18 protein-coding genes are annotated in these 20,164 nt (G+C 62.3%); 5 read left to right on the top strand and 13 right to left on the bottom strand.

Features of this window, described 5'->3' with window-relative positions; genetic code table 11:
* Nucleotides 1-14 precede the first annotated feature (14 nt).
* The 3 genes from PQQ51_RS17575 to pilM are packed head-to-tail and all read right to left on the bottom strand — an operon-like array spanning nucleotide 15 to nucleotide 2,646.
* Nucleotides 15-935, bottom strand: coding sequence for a hypothetical protein (locus PQQ51_RS17575; RefSeq protein WP_408498054.1), 921 nt, complete (start codon nucleotides 933-935; stop codon nucleotides 15-17).
* Nucleotides 932-1,651, bottom strand: a complete 720-nt coding sequence (locus tag PQQ51_RS17570; RefSeq protein WP_408498053.1) for a PilN family protein — start codon at nucleotides 1,649-1,651, stop codon at nucleotides 932-934. The genes PQQ51_RS17575 and PQQ51_RS17570 overlap by 4 nt, the downstream gene beginning before the upstream one ends.
* Nucleotides 1,648-2,646 carry a type IV pilus biogenesis protein PilM gene (pilM, locus tag PQQ51_RS17565; protein WP_408498052.1) on the bottom strand — a complete coding sequence of 333 codons (999 nt, stop codon included), beginning with the start codon at nucleotides 2,644-2,646 and terminating at the stop codon, nucleotides 1,648-1,650. The genes PQQ51_RS17570 and pilM overlap by 4 nt, the downstream gene beginning before the upstream one ends.
* 254 nt (nucleotides 2,647-2,900) lie before the next feature.
* Between pilM and PQQ51_RS17560 the strand changes: the two genes are divergently transcribed.
* Nucleotides 2,901-5,300 carry a penicillin-binding protein 1A gene (locus tag PQQ51_RS17560; RefSeq protein ID WP_408498051.1) on the top strand — a complete coding sequence of 800 codons (2,400 nt, stop codon included), beginning with the start codon at nucleotides 2,901-2,903 and terminating at the stop codon, nucleotides 5,298-5,300.
* Nucleotides 5,301-5,385: 85 nt separating this feature from the next.
* Here the strand turns inward: PQQ51_RS17560 and cyaY are convergent, their stop codons facing one another.
* On the bottom strand, nucleotides 5,386-5,703 hold the full coding sequence (cyaY, locus tag PQQ51_RS17555; protein ID WP_408498050.1) for an iron donor protein CyaY: 318 nt from the start codon (nucleotides 5,701-5,703) through the stop codon (nucleotides 5,386-5,388).
* A 35-nt stretch (nucleotides 5,704-5,738) separates the two neighbouring features.
* Here cyaY and lptM point away from each other — a divergent pair, with 35 nt between their 5' ends.
* Both lptM and lysA read left to right on the top strand, forming a co-directional pair.
* Complete coding sequence (gene lptM, locus PQQ51_RS17550) at nucleotides 5,739-6,071, top strand: LPS translocon maturation chaperone LptM (protein ID WP_408498049.1); 333 nt, start codon at nucleotides 5,739-5,741, stop codon at nucleotides 6,069-6,071.
* 9 nt (nucleotides 6,072-6,080) lie between these two features.
* A complete protein-coding gene (gene lysA, locus PQQ51_RS17545) occupies nucleotides 6,081-7,343 on the top strand; it encodes a diaminopimelate decarboxylase (RefSeq protein WP_408498048.1) in 1,263 nt (420 codons plus the stop codon).
* A 98-nt stretch (nucleotides 7,344-7,441) separates the two neighbouring features.
* On the opposite strand, the gene msrQ is transcribed toward lysA, so the two are convergent.
* From msrQ to PQQ51_RS17520, 5 genes are all read right to left on the bottom strand, one after another.
* On the bottom strand, nucleotides 7,442-8,179 hold the full coding sequence (msrQ, locus tag PQQ51_RS17540) for a protein-methionine-sulfoxide reductase heme-binding subunit MsrQ (RefSeq protein WP_408498047.1): 738 nt from the start codon (nucleotides 8,177-8,179) through the stop codon (nucleotides 7,442-7,444).
* A 14-nt stretch (nucleotides 8,180-8,193) separates the two neighbouring features.
* On the bottom strand, nucleotides 8,194-9,189 hold the full coding sequence (gene msrP / locus PQQ51_RS17535) for a protein-methionine-sulfoxide reductase catalytic subunit MsrP (RefSeq protein ID WP_408498046.1): 996 nt from the start codon (nucleotides 9,187-9,189) through the stop codon (nucleotides 8,194-8,196).
* A gap of 227 nt (nucleotides 9,190-9,416) precedes the next feature.
* Nucleotides 9,417-10,622, bottom strand: coding sequence for a c-type cytochrome biogenesis protein CcsB (gene ccsB / locus PQQ51_RS17530; protein ID WP_408498045.1), 1,206 nt, complete (start codon nucleotides 10,620-10,622; stop codon nucleotides 9,417-9,419).
* Between the two features lie 46 nt (nucleotides 10,623-10,668).
* Nucleotides 10,669-12,849, bottom strand: a complete 2,181-nt coding sequence (gene resB / locus PQQ51_RS17525; protein WP_408498044.1) for a cytochrome c biogenesis protein ResB — start codon at nucleotides 12,847-12,849, stop codon at nucleotides 10,669-10,671.
* A gap of 194 nt (nucleotides 12,850-13,043) precedes the next feature.
* A complete protein-coding gene (locus tag PQQ51_RS17520) occupies nucleotides 13,044-13,697 on the bottom strand; it encodes a c-type cytochrome (protein ID WP_408498043.1) in 654 nt (217 codons plus the stop codon).
* 300 nt (nucleotides 13,698-13,997) lie between these two features.
* On the opposite strand from PQQ51_RS17520, the gene yihA reads away from it, so the two are divergent.
* Complete coding sequence (gene yihA, locus PQQ51_RS17515) at nucleotides 13,998-14,663, top strand: ribosome biogenesis GTP-binding protein YihA/YsxC (protein WP_408498042.1); 666 nt, start codon at nucleotides 13,998-14,000, stop codon at nucleotides 14,661-14,663.
* A gap of 258 nt (nucleotides 14,664-14,921) precedes the next feature.
* Nucleotides 14,922-15,920 carry a porphobilinogen synthase gene (gene hemB, locus PQQ51_RS17510; protein ID WP_408498041.1) on the top strand — a complete coding sequence of 333 codons (999 nt, stop codon included), beginning with the start codon at nucleotides 14,922-14,924 and terminating at the stop codon, nucleotides 15,918-15,920.
* Between the two features lie 148 nt (nucleotides 15,921-16,068).
* Here hemB and PQQ51_RS17505 read toward each other — a convergent pair whose 3' ends face one another.
* The 4 genes from PQQ51_RS17505 to PQQ51_RS17490 all read right to left on the bottom strand — a co-directional run bounded on the left by PQQ51_RS17505 (nucleotide 16,069) and on the right by PQQ51_RS17490 (nucleotide 20,071).
* The gene (locus PQQ51_RS17505; protein ID WP_408498040.1) at nucleotides 16,069-17,961 is read right to left on the bottom strand and encodes a protein-disulfide reductase DsbD; all 1,893 of its coding nucleotides are present in this window, start codon (nucleotides 17,959-17,961) and stop codon (nucleotides 16,069-16,071) included.
* Nucleotides 17,954-18,286, bottom strand: coding sequence for a divalent-cation tolerance protein CutA (gene cutA / locus PQQ51_RS17500; protein WP_408498039.1), 333 nt, complete (start codon nucleotides 18,284-18,286; stop codon nucleotides 17,954-17,956). Before cutA ends, PQQ51_RS17505 begins: the two co-directional genes overlap by 8 nt.
* A gap of 232 nt (nucleotides 18,287-18,518) precedes the next feature.
* Nucleotides 18,519-18,911, bottom strand: a complete 393-nt coding sequence (gene rplQ / locus PQQ51_RS17495) for a 50S ribosomal protein L17 (protein WP_008923330.1) — start codon at nucleotides 18,909-18,911, stop codon at nucleotides 18,519-18,521.
* 182 nt (nucleotides 18,912-19,093) lie between these two features.
* On the bottom strand, nucleotides 19,094-20,071 hold the full coding sequence (locus PQQ51_RS17490) for a DNA-directed RNA polymerase subunit alpha (protein WP_028199575.1): 978 nt from the start codon (nucleotides 20,069-20,071) through the stop codon (nucleotides 19,094-19,096).
* Nucleotides 20,072-20,164 lie beyond the last annotated feature (93 nt).

Below are 20,164 nucleotides of genomic sequence, written 5' to 3'. Positions count from 1 at the left end.
CATCAGGATCGACATCAGGAAGCCTCCGTCAGCGCAAGCGTGCGCGTCGCGCCGCCGCCATTGGCGAGCGTGATGCTGAGCGCGTCGAGCCGGGTGACGCGCTCGACGCCGATTTGTTCACCGGACGCAGCGGTAGTCGTGCCATCGGGCGTCTCGAGCAAAGCCAAAGCATGAGTGCGATCGCGCAGCAAACCGGCCAGACGCAGTTGCATGGCATCAGGCAGCTCGCCGGACGCCTGCATTTGCACCAGCGAGAACGGGTCGTAGAACACCACTTCTTCGTCGTCCGAATCCAGACTTTCGTCGGCGAACGTGTCCGTAGCGCCCGTCGATGCAATCGGCCTCAACGCGCTGTACACGTTCAGCGTTGCGTTGATTGCAAGCGATGCATCCGTGCGTTTGACCGCCACATCAATCGGTACAACCAACACCGGCACGTCTGACAAACCATGCAAAAACGCCATCAGATGGACAAAATCGGTGCGCGCGGTGAGTTGGATGGAACGCATCGCGTCCCTACCCGTGCCGCTCACGGCGCCAGGCTCCAGCGCGAGCAACGCGACGCCGTTCTGTGCCGCCAACTCGGACACCACGCGCACATCGTCGGCGGACGACCACGACCCAAGCCCACGCGCGGCAGGCGCACCGGCCACCTCTCGCCGCAGCGCAGGCAGTTGCGCCAGCGCGCGCCGCGCGTCGGCAAGATGGCGGGTGGCGGCATCGAGTGCCGTGCGGCTCGCCTCGAGGCCACCGAGATCGGACACGATCCAACCGTGCGACCCGAGGCCAAATGCCAACGCGGCGATCAGCAACGCGAACGCCAGGCGCCGACGCCGGCTCCATGCAGCGAACGGCAGGCGCGCACGCTTGACCAACTGCGCGAACGATTGCCGCGCGCTCGTTGCGCCGCCGATATCGAAAAACGTCGTGCTCATTTCGCACCTCCGGATTGTTCAGACTTGTCGGCGCGCGAAGCAGCCGGGCGGGACACGTGCGCGGTTTTCTGAAGCGGATCGTCCCAACGCAAACACGCACCGAACTCGATCGAGCCGTTCCCACCAACCGCAGCCATTGCAGTGCCCCGTGAGCCCGCCGGGCGCAGATCGTTGACCTCCGCGCCTTTGACGCCGCGAATCGCACTCATGCGTTTGAGCCAGTCCGCCGAGGCGAGATGTCCACGCGACGTCGCCAGCAGTTCCGTTTCGTGTTCACGCTGACGCAACTGCTGCAGCACCACGCCATCGCCCGGCTCGAAGCTCAGCGCGTCGAGCAGATCGCGAAGATGCGTGAGCGGCGTGGTCAAACTCGCGGCGCGAGCGGCGCCTTGACGTTGTTCGTCCTGCGCGCGCAGCAACTTCGCCTGCTCGGCAAGCGGCGCGGCCAGTTGGGTTAGCTCACGTTCGACTGAAGCGCGCTCCGTATCGAGCCGCGCCTTTTCGAAGGCCTGCCATCCCGCGACCGCAAGCACAGCAGTGCAGCCAACGAACGCCGCGGCGAGCCACTCAAGCATGCAGCGCCGCCGCGCAAGCTTCGCATTGCGCTGTCGATAAGGCAGTAGATTGAAGCCGCCGAGCCACGGCGGCCGGATTCGTGCGCCCGGAGAAGAACCAGCCGAAGACGCGCCCACGGCTCGCGAACTGAAGCGCATCATTCGAGCACCCCGCGCAGAGCAAGTCCGAATGCAACCGCGCCCACCGGTTCATGCAACAACGGATCGTCCAGCTCGCGAGCGAGGCCGCCGAGCGCCGCGCACTCGAACGGCAGCACCGAACAACCCAGTACGTCGCCGATATCGGCCAGCGAGAAACCCACCCCTTCGAGCAACTCGACCTCGCCGCTCAACAGCGCGCAATCGAGTTCGGGACCGTGGACCAGATCGCGCAATGCGTCGGCGAAATCCGAATGTTCGGGTGCCGGATAACGCATCTCGCCGACGATGCCGTCGTCGACGATACGCCAGCCGTGCACACCGTCGGCCCCCACCCACAGTGCGACATACGGCTCGTGTGGATCGAGCTCATGACTCGCCGCGTAACGCATCGCGCGCAGTGCCGCGTGCGGCTCGCCGTCGATCGCGGTGAGCGAAATACCCGCCGTGGCCGCGCATTCGATACGCGCTTCGAGATGTTGGCGCGCGGTGGCGGCGATCGTCACCGTCCGCACCGGCGAACGCGTTTCGTCGACGAACCAGTCGACCGCCAACGCGTGCCGCTCGAGCCCCGCAATGCGCTCGATCTCGCTCATCACTGCCGGCTCCAGTTCGGTCAGTTGATGGCCGCCGCTGTCGCTATCTGCGCAACCGCTCATCGCGGCGAGGCGCGTGAGCGGTACGGTAGTGGTGAGCGTCGCCGACGCGGGCAGCGCCATCGCGCAACGCAACGCGTGTGTCGCACACGCGCGCGGCAAGCCGGCAAACGCATCGCGCAACGCTCGCGCAACCGCATGGCGATCGGCGATCTCCGTGCCGGCCATCGCGCCGGGCGCCAGCGGCACCGTGCGGACATATTCGATCCGCAACGCAGCGCTACTGCGCGAACGCTGACTCAGCACGACCAGGCGCACCGCTTGCGAAGCGACATCGATTCCTGCAGCAAAACGCTGCGAGCCGAGTTGCACATCCTGCAGCCAGGAATTTTTTAACGTCATCACGCCCTCCTTCAGACTCACGCGACGAACCATTCGAACGCGAGTAACGAGGAGGAATTGTGGCGAGACGCGCCGCCGCGCGACACTCAGCCAGATGGCTAACGTTGCGTGCCGCACGCCCCGCTGCCGATCAAAGCGACTACAGTGAAGTCATTCCCGCGCCGCACCGAAGCCTTGCCGGGCGGCGACAGTAAGCCTGTCGAAAGCCGCAAAGCGAGGCGGCTATAATCGCGGGACTGTTTTTTGGTGCACATATGCAATCAACGTCTTCCACGTCTCCACCGCCCGCGCCGCCAAAGCGCAAACGTCCGCTATGGCTCAAGCTGATCCTCGGGTTTGTCGGCCTGATCATCGCGGGCATCGTTTGCGTGTTGCTCGTGCTCGGTTACGCGCTGGTGGTGGCAACGCCGAATCTGCCGTCGCTCGAAGCGCTCACCGACTACCGCCCGAAAGTGCCGTTGCGCATCTATACGGCCGACCACGTGCTGATCGGCGAATTCGGCGAAGAACGGCGCGACATCGTGCATATCCAGGACGTGCCCGACAGCCTGAAGAAAGCGGTGCTCGCGATCGAAGACGCACGCTTCTACGATCACGGCGGCGTCGACCTGACAGGCATTGCGCGCGCCGGTTTCGTCGCGCTGACCAACGGCCATGCCACGCAGGGCGCCAGTACCATCACGATGCAGGTGGCGCGCAACTTCTTTCTGTCGAGCGAGAAAACCTACACGCGCAAGATCTACGAGATGCTGCTCGCGTACAAGATCGAGTCGAAGCTGTCGAAAGATCAGATTCTCGAGGTGTACATGAATCAGATCTATCTCGGTCAACGCGCGTATGGCTTCGCGAGTGCGGCGCGGGTTTACTTCGGCAAGGACATGAAGGATCTGACGCTCGCCGAATCCGCAATGCTGGCGGGTCTGCCGAAAGCGCCGTCGGCCTACAACCCGGTGGTCAATCCGAAGCGCGCGAAGATCCGCCAGGAGTACATCCTGCAGCGCATGTACGAGCTGCGCTACATCACCCAGCAACAATACGACGAAGCCAGCAAGCAGCCGCTGGTCGTCAAGGGCGCGGGCAAGGAATTCAGCGTGCACGCGGAATACGTCGCGGAAATGGTGCGGCAGATGATGTACGCGCAGTATCGCGAGGAGGCCTACACGCGCGGGCTGAATGTCGTCACCACGATCGACTCGGCCGATCAGGACGTCGCTTACCGGGCGCTGCGCAAAGGTCTGATGGACTACGAACGCCGGCACGGCTATCGCGGCCCGGAAGCCTTTATCGATTTGCCGTCCGACGCGGACGAGCGCGAACAGGCAATCGACGACGCGCTACTCGAACATCCGGACAACGGCGAAATCATCGCCGCCGTGGTGACGGCGGCGAGTCCGAAGCAGGTGCAAGCCACGTTCATCGACGGCAATGTCGCGACCATTCAGGGCGACGGCTTGCGCTTCGCGCAGTTCGCGCTCGGCACACGTGCGCAGCCGAACCAGCGCGTGCGACCCGGCGCGATCATTCGTCTCGTCAAGAACGACGACGGCAACTGGTCGATCACGCAATTGCCGCAGGTAGAAGGCGCGTTTGTGTCCGTGGTGCCGCAGGACGGCGCGATCCGCGCGCTGGTCGGCGGCTTCGACTTCAACAAGAACAAGTTCAACCACGTGACCCAGGCGTGGCGTCAGCCGGGTTCGAGCTTCAAGCCGTTCATCTATTCGGCGTCGCTCGAAAAGGGACTCGGACCGGCCACCGTGATCAACGACGCACCGCTCTTTTTCAGCGCCGCCGAAACCGGCGGCCAGGCGTGGGAGCCGAAAAACTACGGCGGCGGCTTCGACGGTCCGATGACCATGCGCACCGCGCTGCAAAAGTCGAAGAACCTGGTGTCGATCCGCATCCTGAACCAGATCGGCACGAAGTACGCGCAGCAGTACATCACGCGCTTCGGCTTCGACGCGGATCGTCATCCGGCTTATCTGCCGATGGCGCTCGGCGCGGGTCTCGTTACGCCGCTGCAAATGGCCGGCGCGTTCTCGGTATTCGCGAACGGCGGTTATCGGGTCAATCCGTATCTGATCGCTGAAGTCACCGATCAGCGCGGCATCATCGTGGCGCACGCACAACCGCTGGTGGCCGAGCAAAGTGCGCCGCACGCAATCGAGCCGCGCAATGCGTACGTGATGAACAGCCTGCTGCAAAGCGTCGCGCAACGCGGCACCGGCGCGAAAACCAACGTATTGAAGCGCACCGACCTCGGCGGCAAGACAGGCACCACCAACGATTCGCGCGACGCGTGGTTCGCCGGCTATCAGCACACGCTGACCGCGATCGCCTGGATCGGCTACGACAACCCGCGCAGCCTCGGCGATAAGGAAACCGGCGGCGGCCTCGCGCTGCCGGTGTGGATCGACTACATGTCGCGCGCGCTGAAGGGCGTGCCCGATTACAAGATGCCGAAACCGGACGGCGTAGTCGACATCGGCTCGGAACTGTATTTCGAGGACTTCACACCCGGCAACGGCTTCGTATCGACAGTGGGCGTGAGCCAGGCTTCACTGGATGCCGCGGCGAGCGGCGCGTCGGCGGTGGCGCCGGAACAGGTCGGCGAGCAGGAGAAGCAGGACATCATGAATCTGTTCCGCGGGCATTAAAACGCCACGCTGGTCAGAAAAAAACCGCCGCGCTCGTTGTTCGATGCGCGGCGGTTTCGTTTGAACGTCAGGTCACTACGCCGATTCAGGCTTCGAAGCGAACCGGCTCGCCGGCCTGTTGCGTCGCGTACTCCGACAGCGCGGAGAAAAACTCCGTGCCGCCGCGCGTATCGCGCCACTCGCCGTCGACGAAACGGAAGTGGAAACCGCCGGCTTTCGCCGCGATCCAGATCTCGCTCATCGGCGGTTGCAGGTTGACGATGATCTTCGTGCGGTTCTCGAATTCGAGGGTCAGCACGTTGCCGCTGCGCTCGAGTTCGATGTCGACATCGGTGTTGTCGATTGCGCGTTCGATGGCGGCTAGCGCGGCTTCCGCGCGGGTCAGGTAATCACTATCGGACATGCTAAACTCCATCGATTATTCATTCAGGGACAGTCATGCGAGTCGTAACTCGGATGCGCGCAGCAGCGCCCGGCCGCGCGATTGTAGCGGTTTTAGCCATTCTCGCAGGTTGCGCACTCAGCGGCTGCGGGCAACGCGGTTCGCTCTATCTGCCCACCGTGCCGCCGCTACCGGCCAAACCGGTCGATCGCACGCAACCTTCGCCAGATGAAGTGAAACCCAACGCGGAAACCGCTTCGCAAGTCGGCGCCATTCCGGACACGTCGGGCACGCCGCTCTCGTTGGCGCCGGAAACCGAACTGGCCACGCCGCCCGCCTCCGGTGCCGCGATCCCGCAGCCTGCCTCCGCCGTCACCCCCGTTCAATAAGAATTTCGCATGACTCGATCAGCATTCGACTACGTCGACGGCGTTCTGCACGCCGAAGGCGTGTCCGCCGTTTCACTCGCCGAACAGTTCGGCACGCCGCTGTACGTGTATTCGCGCGCCGCGCTCACTGAAGCATGGAATGCGTATGCGGGCGCCTGCGCCGGTCGTCGCGCGACGGTTCACGTAGCCGTCAAGGCCAATAGCAATCTTGCCGTGCTGAACGTGTTCGCGCGGCTCGGCGCCGGCTTCGATATCGTGTCGGGCGGCGAACTGGCGCGCGTGCTGGCTGCCGGCGGCAAAGCGGAAAACACCGTGTTTTCCGGCGTCGGCAAACATGCGGACGAGATGCGCGAGGCGCTGGCCGCCGGCGTCAAATGCTTCAATGTCGAATCGATTCCCGAGCTCGACCGCCTGAACGCGGTTGCTGCGGAGATGGGCAAGAAGGCGCCGGTTTCGCTGCGTGTGAATCCGGACGTCGACGCGAAAACCCATCCGTATATCTCCACCGGCCTGAAGTCGAACAAGTTCGGCGTCGCCTTCGAAGACGCCCGCGCGACCTATCGCGCCGCTGCCGCGATGGCGAATCTCGACGTGGTCGGCATCGACTGTCATATCGGCTCGCAGATCACCGAGGTCGCGCCGTATCTCGATGCGGTCGACAAAGTGCTGGAGCTCGTCGAACAGATCGAACAGGACGGCGTGAAGATTCGTCATATCGACGTGGGCGGTGGTCTCGGCATTACCTACGACGACGAGACGCCGCCGGAAATCGGCGACTTCGTGCGCACCGTGCTCGATCGTATCGACGCGCGCGGCCACGGTCATCGCGAAGTGTATTTCGAGCCGGGTCGTTCGCTGGTCGGCAATGCAGGTGTGCTGCTCACACGCGTCGAGTTTCTGAAGCCGGGCGCGGAAAAGAACTTCGCGATCGTCGACGCGGCGATGACCGATCTCGCGCGCCCCGCGATGTACGAGGCGTATCACGCGATCGATCCGGTGCTCAAGCGCAACGTGCCGGCGCACGTGTACGACGTGGTCGGTCCGGTTTGCGAAAGCGGCGACTGGCTCGGTCGCGAGCGGCTGCTCGCCGTCGAACCCGGCGATCTGCTCGCGATCCGTTCGGCCGGCGCGTATGGCTTCGTGATGAGCTCGAACTACAACACCCGCCCGCGCGCTGCGGAGGTGATGGTCGATGGTACACAGGCGTATGTGGTTCGCGCCCGGGAAGAGGTGAAGCAGCTGTTTGCTGGCGAGACGATCTTGCCGGCGTAAACGTCGTCCCCCGATCGGTCGATCACTCGATCCGTCAGAAAAAAAGGCGATGCCGAGCAGGCATCGCCTTTTTTCATTGTGCCGCACCGCACGCAGTGTCAGCGCCGCGCGGTTTTCATCCGCCGATCCCGCAACCACACGATCACACGCCATCCCAGCAGCGCCACCATGATCGCGCCGTAGATCTTCGGCAGGAAGAGGTCGTGCTTGCCCGCCTTCATCCACCAGAAATGCAGGATCGCGAGCGCGCCGATCATATAGATCGCGCGATGCAGCGTCTGCCAGCGACGTCCGAGTTTGCGCACCATCGCGCGCGGCGACGTGACAGCCAACACGATCAGCAACACGAACGCAGCAAAGCCGACCGTGATGAACGGCCGCTTGCCGATGTCCTTGAGAATCCCGGCGACGTCGAACCACTTGTCGAACCAGATATAGGTCGCGAAATGCAGCGTCGCGTAGAAGAACGCGTAGAGGCCGAGCATGCGGCGGAAGCGCACAAAAGCCGCGATGCCGGTCAGGCGGCGCAACGGCGTCACGGCCAGCGTGATGCAGAGAAACACGAGCGTCCATAGGCCCGTCGAACGCGTGATGAACTCGATCGGATTCGCGCCGAGCCGATCGGTCACGCCGAACAACACAATGCGTGCGAGCGGATACCACGCGGCGATAAAGACCGCGATCTTTGCGGGCACGATCCAGCGCGGACCGCTTGCGGGGCGCCGCGCCGTCGGAGTCGCGCCCGTTGCCCCTGCGGCGGCGGCGTGAGGTGCTCCCGGCGTTTTACGCTCGGACTGAGGAGCCGGTTGAACAGCAGGTCGAATATCAGAAGCCATGATCGCGCCGTCGCTCAGAAGTTCTTCTTCAGGTCCATGCCCTGATAGAGCGACGCGACCTGATCGCCATAGCCGTTGAACATCAGCGTCTTGCGTTTCGGCGTGAAAAAACCATCCTCGCCGATACGCCGTTCGGTCGCCTGACTCCAGCGCGGATGATCGACGTTCGGGTTCACGTTCGAATAAAAACCGTATTCGTTCGACGCGTACGTGTTCCAGCTAGTCGGCGGCTGCTTGTCGATAAAGCGGATTTTCACCAGCGATTTCGCGCTCTTGAAACCGTACTTCCAGGGCACCACCACGCGAATCGGCGCGCCGTTCTGATTCGGCAACACTTGCCCGTAGAGGCCCATCGTCAGGAAGGTCAGCGGGTTCATCGCTTCGTCCATCCGCAGGCCTTCCCGATACGGCCAGTCGAGCACCGGCTCCGACAAGCCAGGCATCTGCGACGGATCGGCAAGCGTGATGAACTCCACGTATTTCGCGTTGCCGGTCGGCTGCACCCGCTTGATCAATTCCGCGAGCGGCACGCCGATCCACGGAATCACCATCGACCACCCTTCGACGCAACGCAGCCGATACACGCGCTCCTCGAGCGGCGCGAGCTTCAGCAACTCGTCGATGTCGTACACCTTCGGGTTCTTGATCTCGCCCTCCACGCTCACTTTCCACGGATGCGGCCGCAAGGTCCCGGCGTTATGCGCGGGGTCGGCCTTGTCGGTACCGAACTCGTAGTAGTTGTTGTACGTGGTGATGTCTTTGTACGGCGTGATCTTGTCGAGCGCGACGAACTTCGGATTGGTTTTCGCCGCGAGTTTTTGCGCCTTCGGATCCGGCGACGAATAAGCCGCCAATGCCTCGCCGTTCACGCCGATCAGACTGCCGAGCGCCAACGCGCCGGCCGCCTGCAGCACGCGCCGCCGGTTCTGAAACACGTGCTGCGGCGTGATCTCGCTGCGCGCGATGTCGTCGCCGAGGAGTTGAATTCTGTCGCTTCGCTTGATCCACATCGTGCTGCTCCTTGCAGGCTCACCGTGTGTGCATCTTACGGGGCCATATTGGGGTTCGCTCGTCCGGGCATCCGGGCGCCGGGCATCCGGGCGCCGGGCTTCCGGCTGCCATCCATAGGTACTCCCAACGCGAACACGTTGGATGCAGCCAATATTCCTTCAGACCATGAAAAAAACCGCCGGTGCGGAGCACTCGGCGGTTCTTAGTCGTTGCTGACGGGCAGTTCTTACAGCTTGCCGTAGCTATGCAAGCCCGACAGGAACATGTTGACGCCGAGGAACGCAAACGTGGTGACCAGCAGACCGGTCAGCGCCCACCACGCCGCGACCGCGCCGCGCAGCCCTTTCATCAGCCGCATATGCAGCCAGGCAGCGTAATTCAGCCACACGATCAGCGCCCATGTTTCCTTCGGGTCCCAGCTCCAGTAGCCGCCCCAGGCTTCGGCGGCCCACAGCGCGCCGAGAATGGTCGCGATCGTGAAGAACGCAAAGCCGACGGCGATCGATTTGTACATCACGTCGTCGAGCACTTCCAGCGGCGGCAGGCGGTCGGCGAGGATGCCGCGCTCTTTCGCCAGATACGCGACGCCGACCATCGCCGACAACGCAAAGCTGCCGTAGCCGATAAAGTTCGCCGGCACGTGGATCTTCATCCACCAGCTTTGCAGCGCGGGAACCAGCGGCTGGATCTGCTGCGCGTCGCGTGCGACCGAATACCACATCAGGAAGCCGACTGCCGCACTGATCACCAGCAGCACGAACGCGCCGAGCGCGCGGGTGTTGTAGTGCTGCTCGTAGTACAGGTAGAACAGCGCGGTGATCAGGCTGAACAGCACGAACACTTCGTACAGGTTCGAGATAGGAATATGGCCGACGTCCGCGCCGATCAGGTACGACTCGTACCAGCGCACCATCAGACCGACAAAGCCCATCACCACGGCGGCCCACGTCATCTTCGAACCGATCGCGGCGCCGGTGGGCGAGCGCGACAGCAACCCGATCCAGTAGAACACCGTGGCAAACACGAAAAGCGCGCTCATCCACAGAATCGCGGACTGGCTCGACAGGAAGTACTTGAGGAAGAACGTGCTGTCCGCGCGGGTCAGATCGCCGTGGTAGATCTGGATCGCCAGCAGCGAGAGCGCGGCGATTCCCACCATCAGCGGACGCACCGGCTTCCAGCGCCAGCCAAGCACGACGAACACCGGCACCGCGCAGCAGAGCACCAGTTTGTCGTAGTAATTCATGAACGGGTGATAGCGCGACAGCGCGAAACCCGCGCCTGCCACCATCAGCGCGGCGAACAACCAGTCGACGACACCGAGCCGTTTCAGGAACGGCCGCTCGTCAAACTCTGCGACGTTGAGCGATTCGCCTGCCAGCGGCTTGCGGGGCCGCGACGACGGAGATTGGGAAACCTGAGTCAAGTCCATGATGTTACCGGGTCGAATCTTGTGTACGTGGGGACGGCGCGCCGGTTTAGCCGGTCTTGTCGGAAGCGCCGGCGGCATCCGGTGAATCGGTGAGTTTGGCGCCCAGCGCGGCGCCGACGGCGTCGCGCGTCTGCACGAACTCTTTCTCGAAATCGAGCGTTTTACGCGCGCTCGACATCGCCATGACGACGTTCGTGCCGTGTTCGGTATCTTTGAGCCAGAACCACAGGCGCCGTTCGCGGACGTAGAACATCGAAAAGATGCCCAACACGAGGAGCAGGCTGCCAAGATACACGACTTTTTTGCCCGGCGCGCGCGTCAACTGAAATACCGAAGCTTGCACCTGCTTGAATGAGTCGAGCTGCAAATAGACCGGCGATCCATACAAAAAGCTGTCGGATATCGCATTGATCGAGCTCTGGATGAAGCGGCTGCCCTCGGCGTTGGCTTGCGCCTCGGGCTCGCCGAGCTTCGCGCGCGACAGTTGCCACAGGTCCCACGTCGAGCCTTCCAGCATGCGCAGCAGCAGACCTGCGGCCTTTTCCTGCTCGCCCTTCGGCACCGAATGATCGATAAAACCGGCGATCGCCTGGAAGCCGCCCACCGTCTGACCGTTCGGCATCTTGATGCTGGTGTCCGCGCCCGCAAACAGGGTCAGCACGCGCAGCGCGCTTTCTTCCAGATGCTGCTGCAACTCGGCGTTCGAACCCGGCACCGAACGCAGCGCGAAGCTGTGAGCGGCCGCGGCGCGCATGGCCGGATCTTCGAGCGTCGCGCGCAGGTTCATCCATTCCTTGACCGTGCCGCCGGTGTCGGCGGGAATGCGCAGGTAGCGGAACGGGTCGTCCGGATTCACGCGCATGCCGGCGAGAAACATTCTTTCGCCCGACACGTCCACCGGCAGCATGTAGTTGTTGTACTCGCGCGCCTGGCCGTCCTTGTCGCGCACCTTGTATTGCACCGATGGACCGACGTTATGCAGGTCCAGCGGATTGGAGGTCTTGGCGCCCGAGCCGAGGCGTTCGTCGAACGCTTCCTTCAGCGTGCGATGCTGGGCCACGCCGCGCGCGTCGTTCTGGCCGCTGCCGTTCGACACGTTTTCGACGTTGATCGCGCGGAAGTCGGTGAATTCCACCGTCTGGCCGTCGGCCAGCGGCGTCGCCGAACCCAGCGGCGCGTTGCCGCCGATCGTGCCGCCGAACGGCGCGGTCTTCGCGCTCGCGCCGGACATCGGAAACGCCGTCATCTGCATCTGCGAGCCGCCGTCCTGGAAGCTCGATTGATAGATCGACACGCCGTCGTACGTGAACGGCTTGTTCACCTCGACTCGCGCCGGCACGCGCGCGCCAGTCTTATGGTCGACCACGACGATGTCGCTCGCGAACAGCTTCGGCATGCCGGTCGAGTAATAGTCGACGATGAACTTGTTCAGCTCGATCGAAAACGGCAGGTCCTGGATCAGCGAGCCGTCCGGCTGGTTCAGGATCGCCGTGGACACATGCTGCCCTTCCGGCACCCATGCATAGCCGCGGAACGTCGGGTTGGTTTGCGACAGACGGTGCTCGGGCGAAATATCGTTGATCACCGTGTTGGCGCGAATCGGCGATTTGTCGAACAGCCACATTTGCAGCTTGATCGGCAGATTGCTGTCGAGCAGGCCGCCCAGACAGATCACGACGATCGCCACGTGAGCGGAGATATAGCCGAACTTGGTGAGCGCGCCTCGCTTGGCGGCGATCAGCGTCGCGCCTTCGGATTCACGCGTGACGAATTTGTAGCCGAGCCGCGCGGACAGCCTGGCGAGCACGTCCGAGGTCTGCGCGCGCGTTTCATGCACGGCGAATTCGCCCTTGTGGTGAAACGCACGCAGGCTGCCTTCACGGACCTTGTCTTTCCAGCTCTTCGCGTCGGCGAGCATTTTCGGCGCATTGCGGATCACGCACAGCGACACCGACACCATCAGGAAACCGAGGATCAGCATGAACCACCACGAGCTGTACACCGTGTACAGACTCAGCGAGCGGAAGATGTCCGCCCAGAACGGGCCGAACTGATTGACGTAGTTGGGATACGGGTCGTCCTGCGTGAGGACGGTGCCGATGATGCTGGCGATCGACAGAATCACGAGCAACGCAATAGCGAAGCGCATCGAACTCAATACTTCGACGATGCTGCGCATGATGCGATTGCTTGACTTCGACTGCAAACCCGACGTGGTGACGCTCATTCATACTCCGACTGAACAGCAAAAAAGGGTGCAGGGCTGTCGTACGCACGACGCCCCCACCCTTTTCTTGTTTTTTACCGGCCTCGTCGAGCCGGTTGCATGGTGCTTGAGCTTCGTGAAAAAACGCAGGCTACCCCAAGTTTTTTCACCGCCTCGGGTGCCTGACGCGAAGCGCGCAAGTCTGGGCGCCTATGTTAATGCAAGCCCGCGATGTAATCGGCTACTGCCTTGATCTCACTATCCGACAGACGTGTTGCAATTGCATGCATCGCCTCGTTGTTGTTGCGTGCGCCGGGACCTTGCGTGAACGCCAGCAACTGCGCCACCGTGTACTCGGCCCACTGCCCCGACAAACGCGGATACTGCGACGGAATCCCTTGCCCGGTCGGCCCATGGCAGCTTGCGCAGGCCGGCACACCCTTGTCGGCGATCCCACCGCGATAAATTTTCTGGCCGAGCGCGACGGTGTCTTTGTTATGCGCGTAGCCTGGTTTCGGGGTCTGCGTCGAGAAATAGGCGGCGACGTTGACCATGTCCTGATCGGACAACGCAGCGGCCATGCCCGCCATGATTGCATTGTTGCGCGCGGGCTGCTTCGCGCCCGCCTGCGTTTTGAAGTCTTTGAGTTGCTTGACGAGATATTCGGGATGCTGACCCGCCAGCTTGGGGTACGCGCCGCCGGCACTGTTGCCGTCTGCGCCGTGGCAAGACGCACAGACCTGCACCGCGATTGCCTGCCCCCGATTGACGTCCGGTTTGACCGGATCTGCTGCTCGTGCCTGAATTGCCAAACCTGAAAGACCTGCCGCTACCTGAAGCACCATCAGAGTCTTGCACAGTCGATTCATTCGCACACCCTGTCTCGTCTTGTGGGATTTTTAGTGAGCCCCCAAACCTGGCGCCAGCCCCCCAAAAGGATTTCCTTCGGTGCGAAAAACTTGGGACGGCCCGGCGTTTTATTGAAGGCTTTGCAAAATACGACGGCGACTGAGTGGACCGCCAGGAGCCGCCAAGCCACACCGGCTGGCCCCTCTCAGGTTTTCAGTAAACCATCGTATTGTACAATAACTCGCTAATCGCTAAGACGCCAGTCGGGCTTGACCCGTCCCCACTCCGGGTTCCCCGGCGTCTCGAATCTCGGCCTGATCATGTCCTTCCTGCTCCACCAATCCCGCTTCTTCACGACCGTCAATCACCTGCGTGATCTGCCGGCCACCGCGCAACCTGAAATTGCGTTCGCGGGGCGCTCGAATGCGGGCAAGTCCACGGCCATCAATATTTTGTGCAACCAGAAGCGGCTCGCGTTCGCGAGTAAGACGCCGGGTCGCACGCAGCACATCAATTATTTCTCGGTGGGCAAGGCCGACGAGCCCGTCGCGAACCTCGTCGACCTGCCGGGCTATGGCTACGCGGAGGTGCCGGGCGCCGCCAAGGCCCACTGGGAAGCGCTGCTGTCCACCTACCTGCAATCGCGCTCGCAACTGCGCGGCATGATCCTGATGATGGACTCGCGCCGTCCGCTGACCGATCTGGACCGTCGGATGATCGAGTGGTTTGCGCCGACCGGCAAGCCGATCCACACGCTTCTCACGAAATGCGACAAATTGACACGGCAGGAAAGTGTGAATGCGCTGCGTACGACGCAAAAAGGCCTGGCTGAATATCGCAGCGCCGGCTATCAGGGCGAGTTGACCGCGCAGTTGTTCTCGGCGCTCAAGCGCGTCGGTATCGACGAAGCGCACGAACTGATCGAAAGCTGGCTGATCCCCGAGCAGAAGGGCGAAACAGACGCTGACGCAGACGAAGCGCAATAACCGCGGCGCGTTGGCCGGATAGTGCGAAAACGCCATTCCGGCCGCCCATAAAAAAACCCGCCGCTTTAACGGCGGGTCAAACAGCCTAATCGAAAAACGACAGGCACCCGCTCAGGGAGGAGAAGCGGGGAGGTCAGCGCATCGCGCCTTGCTCGATCGGTATGATATACCATTGTCTCGAAAAGTTTCCGGCAGCGAGGGCACGCACGAAGCGCGCATCACTGGCTCGCTCCACACACCCACGATATTCGATTCGCTATGAGCTTCTATCCGCATCACCGTCCGCGCCGCATGCGCCGTGACGACTTCTCGCGTCGCCTGATGCGCGAAAACATCCTCACCACCAACGATCTGATCTACCCGGTGTTTGTCGTCGAAGGCACGCATGTGCGGCAGGCCGTGCCGTCGATGCCGGGCGTCGAGCGCGTGTCGGTCGATCTGCTGATGGGTGTGGCCGAACAGTGCGTCGAGTTGGGCGTGCCGGTGTTGTCGCTGTTTCCGGCGATCGAGCCGTCGCTGAAAACACCGGACGGCCGCGAAGCGACCAACGCCGCTGGTTTGATCCCGCGCGCGGTTCGCGAACTGAAGAAGCGTTTCCCCGAGCTGGGCGTGTTGACCGACGTCGCGCTCGATCCGTACACGAGCCACGGCCAGGACGGCGTGCTCGACGAAGCCGGCTACGTGATCAACGACGAAACCGTCGAGATCCTGATCGAGCAGGCTCGCGCGCAGGCGGAAGCAGGCGTCGATATCGTCGCGCCGTCGGACATGATGGACGGCCGCATCGGCGCGATCCGCGAAATGCTCGAGAGCGAAGATCACGTGCATACACGGATCATGGCTTACGCGGCCAAGTTCGCGTCGGCGTTTTACGGCCCGTTTCGCGACGCCGTCGGTTCCGCGACGAACCTCGGCAAGAGCAACAAGATGACTTATCAGATGGACCCGGCCAATTCGAACGAAGCGCTGCGCGAAGTGCAAGCGGATATCGACGAAGGCGCGGACATGGTGATGGTCAAGCCGGGCATGCCGTATCTCGACATCGTGCGGCGCGTGAAGGACGAGTTCAAATTCCCGACCTACGTGTATCAGGTGAGCGGCGAGTACGCGATGCTGAAAGCGGCCGCGCAGAACGGCTGGCTCGATCACGACAAGGCGATGATGGAATCGCTGCTGGCGTTCAAGCGGGCCGGCGCGGATGGGGTTCTGACGTATTTCGCGCTGGATGCTGCGCGGATTTTGCGCGCGCAGAAGTGATTTGTAGGCGGCTTGTAGAGCGTCGTTGAGATTGGAAAGCAAAAACGGAGGCGGACTTTTGAGGTCCGTCTCCGTTTTTTTTGCGTACTGCGTGCTGCTGGCGCGGGTTTTTGCCCGCATTTGCCTCAACAGTAAGCTGTACGACCGATCAGACCCCCGGGGTGCTAACGCGATCAAGCGTACGCAAGAACTTGTCCACAGATTCGTAGCCAACAACGCGCAGCACTTCTTTCCCGCTCTGGTCGAAGAAAATGATGCCGGGCGGCCCAAACAGGCTAAACCGCTTGAGCAGCGTTTGATCGTCGGCGTTGTTCGCGGTGACGTCGGCGCGCAGCAGGTTCATCTGCTTGAGCTTGGCCTGCACCCGGGCGTCGCTGAACGTGAACTTCTCCATTTCCTTGCAGCTCACACACCAGTCCGCATAGAAGTCCAGCATAGCGGGCCGTGCGGCCGCTTTGACGGCCTGATCGAGTTCACTCGACGAGCGGACAGCACCGAACGTGAGATCGCTCCCAGGCGCCGCATTCGCTGTATTCGACGCATTGGCACTCGATGCGCCCGCCTCGCCGCCGCGCGCGGCAAGCACGGCCAGCGGACGCAGCGGATCGGACGAGCCCGCGGCAAGACCGACGAGCAGCGTCGCCGCCCAGATCGCGAGCGCCGCGCCGACGCCGCGCCCGAGGCGGCGCCACACCGGGACACCCGCCGACGTCGCCGAGAAGAGCCCCAGCGCGGCCGCGGCGATCAGCAGCCACAGTGCGCTGAGCAGCATCGTCGCGGCAGCGCCCAGCACCGGCCAGACGATCCACAACGCAGCGGCAAGCAGCACGACGCCGAAGAATACCTTCACGCCGTCCATCCACGCACCCGCACGCGGCAGCAACGTACCGGCGCCGAGTCCGATGATCAACAGCGGCACGCCGAGACCCAATCCCATCGCGAAGAGCGCGGCGCCGCCGAGCACGGCGTCGCCGGTGTGGGCGATAAACGCCAGGACGGCAAATAGCGGCGCGGTCATACAGGCGCCGACGACCAGCGCGGACAACGCGCCCATCACGGCGACCGCCGCATACTTACCGCCCGAACGCCCCGTCGACGTGCGCGACACGCCGTCTTGCCAGCGCTGCGGCAGAGCAATGTCGAAGCCGGCGATCAGCGTCAACGCGAAGGCCGTCAGCAGCACGCCGAACGCGCCGAGCACCCACGGGTTTTGCAACCACGCGCCCAGGCTCTGTCCGACCAGCGCGGCCGCAATACCGAGCGCGGTGTAGACAAGCGCCATCCCGATCACATACGCCAGCGACAACGTGAAACCGCGTGCACGCGTCACGCGCGCGCCTTCGCCGATGATGATCGCCGACAGAATCGGAATCATCGGATAAGAGCACGGCAGCAGGCTCAGCACTGCACCGGCCACGAAATAGAGCCCGATGATCGCGAAAAAGCCGCCGCCTTGCAGCAGCGACTGCGCATAGTCGGCGCTGGTGGCGCGCTCGTACCACGGCGCGTCGGCCGCGGCGGATTGCTGCGCTGACGCAGTCGACGGCGCTGTCGCCGGCGCGCTGCTGCCGGCCGCTTGCAAAGCCGCTCCGCTCACGTGATAAACACGCTCCATCGGCGGGTAGCAGATGCCTGCATCGGCACAACCCTGCGACGTTACCGCGAGATCGAACGGCCCTTGGGCCTGCTTGACCGGAATCCGGATCGTCAACTCGTTCCGGTACGTTTCGACGTTCTTGTTGAAGGTCTGATCGAACTTGACATGACCTGGCGGCAACTGCGCGTCGCCGATCGTCGTAGTGCCGTTGCGGGTCGCGAACGCGAAACGCTCGCGGTACATGTAGTAACCGTCGGCGATCTTGTAGGTGACGTCGACCTCACCGGGCTTCTCGGTCGCGCTGAATTTGAACGCGACGGCGGGATCGAGGAAATCGTCCGCGGCGCGCGCAAGCGTACTGAACTGCGCGGCTAGCAGGCCACCGAGCAGGAAAAGGAAAGTGCGCAGCGCATTGCGCATGCGTCGATCAAAACCGTTAAACATGGAGAGGACGTTGAGTTTCAGCGATGACCCACTGGCCGTACGCGGCCGACGCCGTCGCCTGCCAGCAGAGAATTTCGGGTGTGTCGTAGGGATGGTGCGCCTGAATGTACTGCTCGAGCTCCAGCGCACGAGCGGCACTCGTCTTGAACAGGAGCTGGATCTCCTGCGATGTCTCGATTGCGCCCTGCCAGTGATAGCTCGACTGCACGGCGCCTAACTGCGTGGCACACGCACAGAGCCGCGCGGCAAGCGCATCGGCTGAGAGCTTCTGAGCAGTGGCTGCGTCTGGCACTGTCGTCAGAATCAGGGTTACATTCACGCTCACAGAAGGACTCCGGCCGCGCACGTTCGAGGTGGCGTTATCGTATCACCTGGCCATCAGGTATCGCAGACGCCGGTGCTACCCGCTTGCGGCATAACGTCGCCGTGTTTGCCATTCGGTGTTTGCCATTCGGTGTTTGCCATTCGGTGTTTGCCATTCGGTGTTTGCCCTGCTGCGACGCTGGAAACAAAAAAGCCAGGCGCGATGCCTGGCTTTTTTCCCGCGGCTAAAAAGCTTACTCAGCTTCTTGCACTTCGGTTTCTTCAACTTCCGGGCGGTCGAGCAATTCGACCAGTGCCATCGGTGCATTGTCGCCAACGCGGAAGCCGAACTTCAGGACGCGCAAGTAGCCGCCCGGACGGGTGGCGTAACGCGGGCCCAGCACTTCGAACAGCTTCGTGACCGAGTCACGATCGCGCAGGCGGTTGAACGCCAGACGACGATTTGCCAGCGACGGCTTCTTGCCGAGCGTGATCAGCGGCTCGACGACTTTACGCAGTTCTTTAGCCTTCGGCAGCGTGGTCTTGATGACTTCGTGCTCGATCAGCGAATTGGACATATTACGGAGCATTGCCAGACGGTGGCTGCTCGTGCGGTTGAGTTTCCGCAAACCATGACGGTGACGCATGTTAATTCCTTTGATTCAAAGTTTTGGTCCAGCTCTTCTATCGCGCTCGCTTTGTATTTCAGTTTCCCGAAGATCGCGAGTGCACGGGCCGGTAGTGAAAAAAGACAAGACGCGGATTTTAAAGGAAAATCCGCGTCTTTGCCAGTGCAGCGACGGGCTCTGGTCCCGGTATTACTGCTCGATTACTTGTCCAAACCTGCCGGCGGCCAGTTTTCGAGTTTCATACCAAGCGTCAAACCGCGCGACGCCAATACTTCCTTGATTTCGTTCAACGACTTGCGACCCAGATTCGGGGTCTTGAGCAATTCGTTTTCCGTGCGCTGGATCAGATCGCCGATGTAGTAAATGTTCTCGGCCTTCAGGCAGTTCGCGGAACGAACCGTCAGCTCGAGATCATCGACCGGACGCAGCAGGATCGGATCGATCTGCGGCGCACGCGACGGCGCTTCAGCCGTAGCTTCGGTGCCTTCCAGAGCAGCGAACACCGACAGTTGGTCCACCAGAATGCGTGCCGATTGACGGATCGCTTCTTCAGGCGAGATCACACCGTTGGTTTCGATGTTCATCACGAGCTTGTCGAGGTCGGTACGCTGTTCGACACGCGCGCTTTCCACGGCGTAGCTCACGCGGCGAACCGGCGAGAACGACGCGTCCAGCACGATACGGCCGATGATCTTGGCCGACTCTTCGCCGTAACGACGCACATTGCCCGGCACATAACCACGGCCCTTTTCGACCTTGATCTGCACGTCGAGCTTGCCGCCCTTCGACAGGTGCGCAATCACGTGATCCGGATTGATCACTTCGCAATCGTGCGCGAGTTCGATGTCGCCAGCGGTGACAACGCCTTCGCCTTCCTTGCGCAGCGTAACCGTCACTTCGTCACGGTTATGCAGCTTGAACACCACGCCCTTCAGGTTCAACAACAGGTTGACCACATCCTCTTGCACACCGTCGAGCGTCGAGTATTCATGTACGACGCCTGCGATCGTCACTTCGGTCGGCGCATAGCCCACCATCGACGACAGCAGCACGCGCCGAAGCGCGTTACCCAAGGTGTGGCCGTAACCGCGTTCAAACGGTTCCATGACCACTTTCGCATGGCTCTCACCAAGCGATTCAACTGCGATGATCTTGGGCTTCAACAAACTGGTTTGCATAGGTTTTCCTTTTCAATACCCTCGGCTCGTTACACCGATAAGGCTGACCGGTAACAACCTGAAAATAAACAGCCGAGACACCCGTTTGCACAA

The sequence above is a fragment of the Paraburkholderia xenovorans genome (genome assembly GCF_046030735.1).
GTDB classification, from domain to species: domain Bacteria; phylum Pseudomonadota; class Gammaproteobacteria; order Burkholderiales; family Burkholderiaceae; genus Paraburkholderia; species Paraburkholderia xenovorans_A.
Note: the sequence above shows the minus strand (reverse complement) of the source record. Positions and strands in the feature narration are given on the sequence as shown.